The sequence below is a fragment of the Brevibacterium siliguriense genome (genome assembly GCF_900105315.1).
Taxonomy (GTDB): domain Bacteria; phylum Actinomycetota; class Actinomycetes; order Actinomycetales; family Brevibacteriaceae; genus Brevibacterium; species Brevibacterium siliguriense.
In genome coordinates this window covers 1,367,020-1,379,218 of record NZ_LT629766.1, presented here as the reverse complement: position 1 = coordinate 1,379,218, position 12,199 = coordinate 1,367,020, and the positions used below count along the sequence as shown (strand labels likewise).

11 protein-coding genes and 1 pseudogene are annotated in these 12,199 nt (G+C 58.4%); 9 read left to right on the top strand and 3 right to left on the bottom strand.

Going from position 1 to position 12,199, the window contains the following annotated elements; all coding sequences use genetic code 11:
• The first annotated feature begins 56 nt into the window (after positions 1-56).
• The 8 genes from BLU88_RS06010 to BLU88_RS05975 are packed head-to-tail and all read left to right on the top strand — an operon-like array spanning position 57 to position 7,085.
• On the top strand, positions 57-299 hold the full coding sequence (locus tag BLU88_RS06010; RefSeq protein ID WP_092011241.1) for a biotin/lipoyl-containing protein: 243 nt from the start codon (positions 57-59) through the stop codon (positions 297-299).
• A complete protein-coding gene (locus BLU88_RS06005; protein WP_092011238.1) occupies positions 296-1,261 on the top strand; it encodes a thiamine pyrophosphate-dependent dehydrogenase E1 component subunit alpha in 966 nt (321 codons plus the stop codon). The genes BLU88_RS06010 and BLU88_RS06005 overlap by 4 nt, the downstream gene beginning before the upstream one ends.
• A 5-nt stretch (positions 1,262-1,266) precedes the next feature.
• Positions 1,267-2,247, top strand: coding sequence for an alpha-ketoacid dehydrogenase subunit beta (locus BLU88_RS06000; protein WP_231939629.1), 981 nt, complete (start codon positions 1,267-1,269; stop codon positions 2,245-2,247).
• On the top strand, positions 2,244-3,593 hold the full coding sequence (locus BLU88_RS05995; RefSeq protein ID WP_092011231.1) for an aminotransferase family protein: 1,350 nt from the start codon (positions 2,244-2,246) through the stop codon (positions 3,591-3,593). The genes BLU88_RS06000 and BLU88_RS05995 overlap by 4 nt, the downstream gene beginning before the upstream one ends.
• Positions 3,594-3,632: 39 nt before the next feature.
• Positions 3,633-4,613, top strand: coding sequence for an ABC transporter substrate-binding protein (locus tag BLU88_RS05990; protein ID WP_092011228.1), 981 nt, complete (start codon positions 3,633-3,635; stop codon positions 4,611-4,613).
• 16 nt (positions 4,614-4,629) lie between these two features.
• Positions 4,630-5,580, top strand: coding sequence for an ABC transporter permease (locus BLU88_RS05985; protein WP_092011225.1), 951 nt, complete (start codon positions 4,630-4,632; stop codon positions 5,578-5,580).
• A 22-nt stretch (positions 5,581-5,602) separates the two neighbouring features.
• On the top strand, positions 5,603-6,430 hold the full coding sequence (locus BLU88_RS05980) for an ABC transporter ATP-binding protein (RefSeq protein WP_157688988.1): 828 nt from the start codon (positions 5,603-5,605) through the stop codon (positions 6,428-6,430).
• Positions 6,375-7,085, top strand: coding sequence for a 2-oxo acid dehydrogenase subunit E2 (locus BLU88_RS05975; RefSeq protein WP_092011219.1), 711 nt, complete (start codon positions 6,375-6,377; stop codon positions 7,083-7,085). The genes BLU88_RS05980 and BLU88_RS05975 overlap by 56 nt, the downstream gene beginning before the upstream one ends.
• A 41-nt stretch (positions 7,086-7,126) precedes the next feature.
• Here the strand turns inward: BLU88_RS05975 and BLU88_RS05970 are convergent.
• The 3 genes and pseudogenes from BLU88_RS05970 to BLU88_RS05960 form a co-directional block, all read right to left on the bottom strand.
• Positions 7,127-7,869 (bottom strand): annotated as a pseudogene (locus BLU88_RS05970) (transposase); the annotation flags it as partial.
• 266 nt (positions 7,870-8,135) lie between these two features.
• The gene (locus BLU88_RS05965; protein ID WP_092011216.1) at positions 8,136-10,211 is read right to left on the bottom strand and encodes a cytochrome c oxidase assembly protein; all 2,076 of its coding nucleotides are present in this window, start codon (positions 10,209-10,211) and stop codon (positions 8,136-8,138) included.
• Entirely contained in the window at positions 10,198-10,875 is a 678-nt protein-coding gene (locus BLU88_RS05960; RefSeq protein ID WP_197678196.1) for a DsbA family protein, read from the bottom strand. The genes BLU88_RS05965 and BLU88_RS05960 overlap by 14 nt, the downstream gene beginning before the upstream one ends.
• 284 nt (positions 10,876-11,159) lie before the next feature.
• Between BLU88_RS05960 and BLU88_RS05955 the strand changes: the two genes are divergently transcribed.
• Positions 11,160-12,119 (top strand): cytochrome c biogenesis CcdA family protein, encoded by a 960-nt coding sequence (locus BLU88_RS05955; protein ID WP_092011210.1) that lies wholly within the window; start codon positions 11,160-11,162, stop codon positions 12,117-12,119.
• Positions 12,120-12,199 lie beyond the last annotated feature (80 nt).

Here is a 12,199-nt window from a genome sequence, read left to right as displayed (position 1 = left end):
CCAATAATAGGTCGTACCGCCTCAGAAAGTGGTACTACCAATTAAAGGAAGTTCGAATGATTACGGAAGTCACGGTGGCTGACCTCGGTGAAGGAAACGAAGAAGGCATCTTCGTCGACTGGCTCGTCGACGAAGGAGAAAGCGTCGAAGCAGGTGAGGCAGTGGCCGAAGTCATGACCGATAAGGTCAGCAGCGAAGTCGTCGCGCCAGTGTCCGGCGTCCTCCACGAGCAACGAGTCTCTCCTGATGACACATTGACCCTAGGCGTGGTCATCGGAACGATCGAGGTCAAGAGATGACACTCAATGGAGCCCGAGACGAACTTGGGATCTGGAGACAACTTGTCCAAGCTCGCAGTTTCGACCAAGCAATGTGCGAGCACAACCCGCATTGGCACGAAGCACGCGGTGAAGAGGCGGTGATCGTCGGAGGATTCGCAGGCTTGGAAGTCACTGACGTCGTCGCTCCACACTTCCGCGGAGCTTGCGCTGTCGCACTGCTGCGCGGCTCAACCCCTGAGCAGCTTGCGGCAAATGTGTTCGGCACATACCGAAGTCAGTCGCTGGGGAACTGGCGCGGAGACATCTGCCCGAGCCCCAGCAGCAATTTCATAGGAATGTTCTCGGGCTCGTTGGGCACATCGGTGTCGTATGCGACCGGAGCCGCCCTTCACCTCAAACGACAATCGTCAGAAGCCATTGCGGTATGCGCATTTGGAGACGGGACCGTCAATTCCGGCATCGTCTACGAATCGATGAACATAGCGTCGATGCTCCAACTTCCGATCGTCTACATCTGTCAGAACAACCAGTATGCGACTTCATTGCCGGCATCAGTCGCAATTGCGGGCAACGACGTCTCGGCTCGGGCTCGCGCCTGCGGCATGCCCGCCGTGGATGTCGACGGCAACGACGTTGACGACGTTATACGCAACCGGAACCAGGCAGTCGAACGTGCGAGACATGGAGCTGGACCGAGTTTCATCCACGCTAAGACTTATCGTCTCGGAGGCCACTATATGACTGACCCGGAGGTCTACCGAACCGCTGAGGAAGTCAGCTGTTGGGAGGCGCGAGATCCTCTCACCAGGTACCGCGATTCGCTTGCCGACAAGGGGGTCCTCTCACACAAAGAAGCACAGGAACACATCGCCTCCGAGAATCAGCAGATGCTCGAGATCATCGCAGAGGCGAAGCAGGAACGGGAGCACGATCTGCTCAACCGTTCGCCCTACTCCGAAGATTGGAGGGCCGCATCATGACTCGAATGACGATGAGTGAGGCGATCGTTGAAGCTATCGGGGATGCCATGGCCGCTGATTCCTCAATATTCCTGATGGGGCAGGACATCGGCGAGTTCGGCGGGCCGATGAACTCAAGCAAAGGACTATGGGAACGATTCGGACCACAAGACGCACTCATTGACGCCCCGATCTCTGAGGCGGCAATGGTCGGCACTGCAATCGGTGCGGCAATGGCGGGCGCTCGACCCATCGTCGATCTGATGTTCGGCGAGTTTGTCAATCTGGCGATGACTCCCCTTGGGCTGGAGGGGGCATCAGTTGCATTCAGAACAGCTGGTGGTCTGACTGTGCCGGTCGTCGTTCGTGCCAAATATGGAACTGGACCACACAGAGGGCATCCGGAAACTCCTGTTGGTGCACTGATGAACTTCCCTGGGCTCAAAATCGTTGCTCCAACTACACCACAAGATTCATACTCATTGATGTCGGCAGCAATTGCTGACCCGAATCCAGTGGTATTTCTCGAGCACATGAGTTTGCTACACGCCGGCAGGGGAAACGTTGATAGGAATCAACAGGTACCCATCGGTGCAGCCGACGTCGTGCATGACGGCGACGATGTCACGATCGTGACGTCGGGAATGATGGTCAAACGTGCGGTTCGTGCAGCCAAGCAACTCGCCAAGGAAGGTATCGCTGCTGAAATCGTCGATCTCCGTACTATCAAACCGTTGGATGTTCCTACCATTCTTCGTTCTGCGCAGAAGACGCAGGCTTTGCTTCTGGTCGAGGAGTCCTGGCCAACTGGAGGTCCGACCAGCGAAATCTGCACTCAAATCGTTCGCCACGCATCACTTGACGGCGGCTCATGCCGAATCGACGTTCTTGCCCCGCCGGATGTGCCAATCCCCTATGCACAAAGCTTAGAGAACTCGTATTTGCCCGACACGGTTCGCATTGTCGACGCAGTCAAGACCCTTGTGAAAACGGAGGTAGCAGTATGAAAACCAAAGCCCAAACTAGCGTGTTTCATCGAGATCTGGTCAATACCCCCAAAATGGTCAGTCACGCCGACGGTGTGCACGTATGGGACGCCGATGGCAATCAGTACCTCGATGCTTCTTCCGGTGGCAATGTTGTCATCAGTATCGGCTATGGAGTCGAGAAGGTCATCGATGCCATGACCGAGCAGGCACGTAAGGTGAGTTTCTGCGGAGCATTCACCAGCGAACCTCAGGAAGCGCTTGCGCAGCAGCTAGCAGAGTTCGCGCCCAATGGGCTCGACAAAGTCCGGTTCGTCTCGGGTGGTTCCGAAGCCAACGAGACCGCGATCAAACTCGCACGTCACTACCATGTGGAATCCGGTAATTCCGAGAAGTACAAGATCGTAGGACGCTGGCGCAGCTACCACGGCAACACTCTCGGAGCTCTGTCAGCCACCGGGCATGTGCTTCGACGAAAGAATTACCTCCCGATGCTCCTACCTTTTCCTCACGCCGCTCCTCCCTACCAGTACCGGTGTCAGTTCTGTTCCGAGCGATCATCTTGCACACTGCAGTGCGCCGATGACGTGGAAAGACTCATCCTCAATGAGGGACCAGAAAGTGTCGCCGCATTCATCGCTGAACCGATTGTCGGAGCTGCCGCAATGGGCATGGTCGCGGACCCGAAGTACTTTTCACGGGTCAGAGAGATCTGTGACAAGTACGACGTTCTCCTGATAGTCGACGAAGTTCTTTCAGGGATGGGACGTACGGGAGCCAATTTTGCCATTGAACATTGGAACACGCGCCCCGACATCATCACCTGCGGAAAAGGGATCAGCAGCGGCTATACTCCGCTGGGCGCGGTCATCACAACAAATGAGATCCATGACGCTGTACGCATTGGAAGCGGTGCTTTCGAACACGGATTCACCTACGGCGGCAACCCACTCTCCTGCGCAGTGGGCTCGGCTGTCCTGACCTACATCCAAGACAACAAGCTCGTGGAAAACGCAGCGACCGTCGGATCCTACCTGCAAGAGCGGGTGGCCCAAGAAATCGGTGGTCTGGATATCGTCGGTGAAGTTTCCGGGAAAGGCATGCTATGTGGAATCGAGATCGTGGCCGACAGAGAAACTAAGGAACCATTCTCTCCAGAAATAGCGATAGCTACCCGCATCGCTCGTCGAACTCAGGAGCTGGGAGTACTCATCAATCCTTCGTTCAGCGGAAACGTCGACGGCTATCGAGGAGATCGGTTCGGAATCTGCCCTCCGCTTACGTTCACACGCGAGCAAGTCGATGAAACCGTCGACGCGTTAGGCAGAGCCGTTCGAGAAGTCCGTGAGCAAGTCAGGTTCGAGTAGGGGCACTCAGCGCCCAAGATTTAATAAGGAGATCTCATCATGAAACGCATGTCCTCCCTTGCCATGTCTTCATTAGGTTGTTTGTGTTTGCTGGCAATGTCTGCCTGCGGGAACGCGTCCGATGCTGCTGGCAAATACGAGGGAAAAACCGTTTGCATCGACCAGAACACTACCGCGACTGTTATCAGCGACATACTGAAAGGGATCGACGATCAGCTCGAGACCCAAAAGGATGCGGGCTTGAATGTCGTGACTGAAAATCCCAACGGCGATACTGCAGCAGAACAGACCATCGCGCAGAAGTTCATCAACGACGGCTGTGACGTCGTCGTTCCCATAGGCACAGCAGCATCTCAACTGATGTCCACGGTGATCAAAGACATCCCTATCGTATTCGCCGCCTCATCCACACCCGTCGAGGCGAAGCTCGTCGACTCGATGCAGAATCCCGGAAAGAATGTCACCGGAGTCGCTGACATTCTCGATCCTGCACCAGACATCGATGCGATGAGAAAGATCATGCCTGAAGTGGGCACCGTGGGATTGGTTTGGAAGCTCGGCGACCCGGCCGGCGAAGCGCAGACGAAGAAGGCAATGAAGCACTTGGACTCCCTAGGAATCGAATATGTGCCCGCAAGCATCACCACCGGGTCAGAGATCGTCCAAGCGACGAAATCGCTTGTGGGACGTGCCGACGCCATTGAAATCCCGGGCGACAACGCCACCATGAGCGCAATCGGAGGACTCATGCAGACCGCCGATGATGCAAACCTGCCGGTATTTGGCGGAACAAGCATGGTCGTGGAGGAAGGTGGAGTTCTCTCGACGACCTTCGACTATAAGGATGTCGGCGCCGAGGTGGCCAAACTGGCGGTAAAGGTGGTGGATGGTGCTGACCCAGCAGAAACTGCTGTGGTCGTTCCAGAAGCCAGTGGGTACGACCTCAACATCACGAAGCTGGAGAAGCTCGGGCTCGACATTCCCAGCGACATCAAAGAATCAGCTATCACAACCTACTGACGAAAAGGACTCCCCAATGTTGTGGAATCTCATAGAAGTGTCACTTCAAGTTGGGCTGCTGTACGTGCCCCTGGTCCTCGGAATATATCTGGCGATGGGCGTCATGAGCCTGCCAGACCTCACCCTGCAAGGGTCGTTCGGAGTCGGCGGCTCCGTCGCAGCAACCCTCAGTATTGCAGGATACAACCCGTTTATCAGCCTCGGAATTTCAATGGTCGCGGGGATGATCTGCGGATTGATCACCGCCGGGCTCCACCTGGTCCTGCGACTAAGCGTGTTGCTCTCGGGAATTCTAGTCGCGACCGCCTGCTACTCACTGTGCCTGATCATCATGAACTCGGGAAATCTCTCACTGGCTGGCAGCACCACCATTTTCAGCTGGGCGGAGACGACCACACTTTCCTACGGTACGGTCACCATTATCACTGGAGCCCTCGTGGCCGCTGTGCTGTGCAGTGCCTATCTGTGGTTCCTCCATACTGAGTACGGACTGTCACTCGTCGCGGCCGGCAAAGACATCCAGACCGCTCGCGGTTTGGGCGTGCGCACCGAAAGGAGACAAGCAGTCGGCCTCGCGATCGCAAATGCGTTGGCAGCGCTGAGTGGCGGATTGGTGGTCCACAGTCAAGGCTTTATGGACGTCACCATCCAAACAACTGTGATTGTCATCGGACTTGCCGCCATGATGATTGGACTGAGCATGACACGCTCGCCGCGGATCCTTCTCATCGTTCTCGCCCTCGTTGGCGGTGCAATTGTCTATCGATTCGCAGTGTCCGGTGCACTTCACCTGGGACTGAACCCCAACCTACTGCAGCTCATCACAGCATCTTTGGTGGTATTGGTGATCGCTGCCCGTTCCCATGGCAAATCCATCACAGTCAGTTTCACGAGCAAGGGTAGAAAAGAACGTCGGATCGCCCAAACCCAGTTCTACGAGGAGGACCGAGTTGCAAGCTTCATCTGATCATCAGGCCACAGTCTCAGACGTGCGACTGACGAATATTACTAAACGGTTTCAACGTCCAGGGCAAGAGGACTTCACCGCTCTCGATGGGATCAGCCTCAGCGTTTCGCCGGGGACATTTCTTTCCGTCATCGGTTCGAACGGAGCGGGCAAGTCGACTATGCTGTCCATCATTGCCGGCAACATTCTCGCTGACGAAGGCTCGGTAGAAGTTCGAGGCACTGACTTGTCGCGCCGTCCCAGTTGGCGCAGAGTGGGAAGCATCTCGCGGGTACGACAGGACCCACAACAGAATATGATCTCAGCGCTGACAATCGAAGAGAATTTCGCTCTCGCAATAGCAGGAAAGTCGAATCGCTTTCGACTGCGGTTGCCCTCGAAGAAGAGTATTCGGAATATGGCTGCAGAACTTCTCGAACCGCTGAATATGGGGCTCGAAGACCGTTTGTCCACAATTTCCGGCAATCTCTCTGGGGGACAGCGCCAGGCCATTGCGGTTGCTATGGCAGCGATTGGAGACCCTGCTGTCATGTTATTAGACGAACATGTCGCAGCTCTCGACCCCAACAGTGCCGGCAGAGTTAACGAAGCCACCGAACGAGTCGTGCGACAAAAGCAGATTACAACCATCATGGTGACGCATGACATGAATCACGCATTGACACATGCCGACCGCCTGATCATGATGCATGCTGGCAAGATCGTCCTAGACTTTGACGGCCCGCGCTTGCGCGACCTCGGGCCGCAGGATTTGCAGGAACAATTTGCTTCGCTGTCTAGAGGGACCCTCAGTGATGCGACGCTCCTCAGCACAACAACTGGAGGGGATGTCGTTGACTGTCAAGAGTGAACAACACGGTCATTCAAGCGTTCGGCTACAAGGTATGCGACGAGCTATTGCTAATCAGATGGCGAAGTCGCATGCGGAGATCCCCGGGGTCCATATCATCGATGAAGTCGACGTCAGTGGTCTTCCACTGTCTCGCCTACTTCCCGTGATAGTCACGGCGACGTCTTGCATCATTCGGAAGTACAGCCACCTGAACGCGCACTTCGACGGTGAGGAACTGACCACCTTCGATTACTGCAACGTAGGCATAGCCGTCGATACCGACGACGGACTTGTCGTTCCAGTAATTCGATCAGCCAACGAAAAGTCCGTGGTTGAGATTGCACAGGACATAGATGATCTTGCCCTTCGTGCTCGTGAGAAGGCATTGACACCGACCGATATGAAAAACGCTACGATCACTGTCACCAGCCCCGGAAAACGCGGTGGCATTATAGCTACTCCATTAATCAATCCGCCACAGACGGCAATAATTGGAGTGCATCGTGCATTCGAACGACCAACCGTCCATGAAGGATCAATCCAGGTCAGGAAAATTGCCAATGTCACAACTACTTTCGACCACCGCGTCATCGACGGAGCTGAAGCCGGCGATTTCACCATTGAACTGGTACACCAGATCGAAGCCACGGTGAGGCATCTTGCAAACAGATGACGTGACCTCCGATCGAGGGGCCGAGACCGACGAGTGCACTCTCAACCTTCTTTAGCCTCGATTTTTCGTGGGTTGGCTCCCAACCATGATTTTCGAGTCCAGGGTCGCTCGGGCTGCAGGTCCCGCAACCGGTTGAGTCCGGCCACAATGGTCTTCGCCCAGCGGACCGTGTTCTTCACATGCACCACCGTCCGGCGGGCCGTGCTTGCGATCGTCGCTGGCAAGGTGTAGATGTGCATGCGCAGCTTCTTCGGCTCCCACCGACGAATCTCGTGACCGGCGAATGCCAACATCCCACTCCAGGCCTGGAAGTCCCCGGCAAGGGCGACGATGGCCGACCAGATCCGATTCTGGTCGAATCCCCTGAACGGGAAATACACCAGTCCGGTGTCTTTGGCGACGCGGATCCGGTCCTCACATCTGGCCCGAGATCGGTGTCGGACTTCCAGATCGGCGAGTTAGCTACCTTTCGTGTTCGTCGCGAACGCGGTCAGACGGTGCCCGTCGACATCGTCAAACCGCAATTGGGCGCCCGGGTGAGGGCTCTCCCGGGGGACAACGAGTCGCATTCCTTCCGGCCAGTCGTCGAGATCGAGAGTTCCGGTGAGTTCGGCGACGTCGGCACCATCACGGGGTTGACCATCGGTGTCATAGGTCGGTTCCCACGCGTCCAGTTTCGTCAGCTGGTGGTAGAGGTCTGGCATCGTCACCGGCAGCATCCACCCCACCGAGTACGACAGCGCCTCCCGGTGAGGAAGCCCAGGAAGTTGTGGGTGCCGCCGGCTTGGCCGAGAGCGTTGCTGGGAGCGGTATCGATGTGCAGGCGAGGATGGCTGCGGGTAGGCTTCACTCTGAGAGTGCTCCGTTTCCAACGGATTCTGGCTGTCTTCGCAAACACCATTATCCCTGGTCAGGAGCACTTTTCTTCTGTCAGTCCACCATCCGGTCGCTCCTAATCATGAAATCTCGAGTTTAGAGACTCCCTGCAGCGGCCGTTGCCAGTTGCGGCCAGTTCCGAGCATCGGCACATCTGCGTCACAATGAATTTGTTCAGAGAGCATCGTGATCCTGCAGCGCTCCGGCCTGCTGAGATGCCGTGGCATCGCTGGCTGATCCCCTGCGACCAGTTGGGGCGCCTGCCCCGCGACGGGCCAAACGGGCGAGCGCGTCGCCATAAGCATCACGCTCGCCGTGCAGACGCCGGACATCGTCGGCTCGCGAATCGGCCCTCCCGTCCTGTCGAGTCCACCGCACTGCCAAGATGATGACGGCGGCCAACAGCGGCAGCTGACCGCCGGCCCAAACGGCGACCCCGGCGACAGCTTGTGCGCCGGAGATGTCCAACCAGTCCAGGTCGATCGAACGATAGAAGTTCTGGGCCACAGGGATCTGAGCGGTCGTGAGCACGATTCCGAAGAAGGCGTGAAACGGCATTGCGGCAAGCAGGAAGCCGAGTCTGCCGAGCTGCGGCAGCTCCGCCGGAAGCCGGTCGATGCCGACGACGAGGGAGAAGAACGCACAGCCGATGATGAGCACACTGACATTCATCAGCTGATGGCCGAAGTGGTACTGCACGAGACTGCCGAACACAGGCGTGAGATAGAGAATGTACAGTGACGAGACGTAGACGACGAAGACGAGTAGCGGATGCAGGAGGAACTTCGTCCATCTCCACATGATCAACGCCTCAATGCGCGCATGGATCTGCAGAGCGACTCGACCGGAACCTGCTGTCGCCTGCTGCAGCAGGCTCAGAGGTCCTCCCAGGACAAGCAAGATCGGAACGATCATGTTCAACACCATGTGAACAACCATGTGCAGACCGAAGTCAGCGGTGGAATACTTGCCCACTCCCGACGAGGTGACTGCGATTGCGGTCACCCACCCGGCCATCCAGGACACCGTATGCAGCAACGGCCAGGTCTCACCACGACGGCGAATCGTCTGTCTGCCGACGCCATAGGCGATCATCGCCACAGCGGCGATGGTGGTCATCAGCAGGTCGATCCGCCAGGCCGAAAGCAAGGTGAGGAATTCAGGTGCAGCGTCGACGGCATAGCCGAGGAAGACTTCAATGGTCCGAGTCTGCGCAAAGTAGTTAGGCGAAGGAGCCAGGGTCATGGCCGCTGTCATCGCGGACCAACCGGTGAACCCGACCAATACGGCCCCTATAGCCCAAGGACTTCGACCCGATCGCGCACGCAGCAATCCGATGACGATGACGGCCAGCCCGACCCACCTGATCAGCATCTGCCAGCCGGTGATCGACCCTGACAAGGTCTGCCCGGCCAGCTTGAACCAGGTGATCACGATGTCGAAGTCGACGATGACGAGGATTCCCAGCCACAGCATCCATGATCGAGCCAGTCGCCGAAGAAGACCGATTCGGGGATGAAGAAGCTCCACGAACACCGCAGTGACAGCGGCACCCAGGGTCACGGCGATCACAGGAGTCTGGATCATGGCGGCGTCCTCAGCCAGATCGTGGTTGGGTCCGACGAGCACCTGCGAGATGACTACCGGCGCGAGGACTGAGACCGATCCGACGCCCAGGGCGAACGCGTGTGCGGCCCAGCTCTCAGCAAACATCGAGACGACGAAGACCAGGAACGCGGCACCGAAGACGATGAGCCAAGCCCGAGCGTAGAAAGTCGCCGTCAACGCGAACCACAACTGACTCGGACCGCCCAACGCCGAAAAGGACGTGCCATTGGTGTTCAGGGCATCCACGACGATCAGGATCAAAGCCGTCGTGGACCACACTGCGCTGAAGATCCGCAGCATGCCTCGAACCGAGTGACTCGCGCTCGACCACCCTAGGCTACGCGTCCGCGAAATGAACATCAGCCCCAGCGTTAGGGTGCCCAGAGACAGGACTGAGAACATCTCAGCCACCGAACGCAGCACTGCTGCGGCCGTCGCCACAGCCGATCCGGGGAACTCGCGCGCGATCGACGTGTAGGCCTCCGGGCCGAGATACGCTCCCGTTCGCACTGCCACCGCAAGAGACACAGCGGCCATGGCGACAACTACGACGATGAGAGTCGGCAATCGGGCTGCCGCTTCGTCTGCGCCGGTCCGATTCAGGGGAGTCTGCTCCTGCGCCCGGCCATCACTGCGCAGCATCGAAAGCACTGTCGAATGCGGTCTCGAATTGGCTCGTCGGCTGTCCGCCGATGATCGGCTGCCCACCCATCACGAACACCGGCGTGGCAGTGATGCCCAGGTCGATAGCGAAGTCCTCATTGTCAGCGATCAGTTCAGCAGTCTCTTCAGAGGCCAGATCTTCGGAGAACCTCTCCGGGGCGAGTCCGAGGTCTTCGGCCAGGGCGATGAGCTTGTCCTCGCTGAGATTCGCCTCGGTACGGGTCCGCCCGTCAGCGAAGAGAGCATTGTTGTATTCCAGGAACTGCCCCTGCAGCGCCGCCGCATACGAAGCCCGGGCAGATCGTTCAGAGGCCGGACCGTACACATTGACGTCGCGCCACTCGATTCTCAGCTCATCATCCTCGACGTGCTCCATCATCGCCGGCAGAGTCTCGTCCGTCCACGCCGCGCAGTACGGACACTGATAGTCGCTGAACATCACCAGCACGACCGGAGCGTCTTCGGGACCCACCGCCAACAGGTCCTCACCGTCCCGAGTCTCCGCCTCGGCGAAGTTCGTCTCCGCCCCACCCTCGCCTTCCGCCTGCGCAGCCGGATCTGCCTCCTCCCCGGTCGATCCGCTCGTTCCGGTCATCATCACGATCGCGACGATCAGCACCGCCGCGCTCACGGCCACGGTCACTGGAACAAACCAAGCCGAGCGAGGCCTGCTGTCGGGGTCAGCGGGCAAGGACAACCTCCACTTCATCTGCACAATTCATGATATTACTATGCCAGATAGTCGACTATATGAGATAGTCGTCTGAACAGAACGACCGCCCCACCCGGCAGCCCAGCAGCCTCACCTCGCGATCCACCCGCCGTCTCACATCGGCAATCCCTCGCAGCAGCCGATGTGCCGCTCAATCCGTCGCCGGGGCCCGGGGGCGACACGGTTGCCACAACGCAAGGCAGAAAAGGAACATAGTGGACATAGGTTTTCTCAGCGCATTCATCGGTGGTGCACTCGCGCTTCTCAGCCCCTGCGCCGCATTGCTCTTACCGGCGTTCTTCGGCTCGACAGTGGGTGCTGGACCGCGCCTGCTGCTGCATGGATTGATCTTCTATATCGGCATGCTGCTCGTGCTCATCCCCCTGGGCATGGGCGCCGGCAGCCTGGGAATGCTCTTCACGACGCATCGCGCGGTGATCGTCGTGACCGCATCGGTGGTCCTCATCGCCCTCGGCGCCCTGCAGTTCCTAGGATTCGGGTTCGACCCCGCACGCATGCTCCCCGGTGCCGACTCCGCCCGCAATCGCGCCGCCAGCGCGACAGGGTGGATGAAGACCTTCCTGCTGGGAGCGACCAGCGGGGTCGCCGGCATGTGCGCTGGCCCCATACTCGGCGCCGTCCTCACTCTGGCCGCAGCCCGGGGCGACATCATGGCCGGCGGGGCCATGCTGGCCATCTACGGCGCCGGAATGGTCGCTCCACTCCTGGTCATCGCGGCACTGTGGCGCCGGATGGGCCCGCGTATGCGCACAGTGCTGAGAGGACGGTCCTTCCGGTTCCTCGGCAGGGACTTCCACACGGCCTCGATGATCACCAGCGCCCTCATGGTCGCCGTCGGCATCATCTTCTGGACGACCAACGGTCTCGTGTCGGTGCACTCACCCATTTCGACGACGACGCTTTCGGCAATGCAGGAATCGGTCGGAGCCTTCTCGTCACCGATCGTCGACGTCATCACCGTGATTGCGATCGCAGCGATCACCATCGGGCTGTGGTTCTTCGTCAGCCGACGAAAGCTTCGCACCACACTCACGGGCAGCGATTCTGCCGCAGATTCGGACAACGTCACTGACGCGGACAAATCCGCTCGAGCAGACACCGCCTCCGCGCGCCGCCGACAGCAGTCATCGACAGAGGCCCCCGAAGACCTCTGAGGCGGAAAGCGCAACACCCCCTGCACTCGCCCACAATGCACCTCAGTACACCAGGCTCGCCAATCACCAGCACTCCGTAC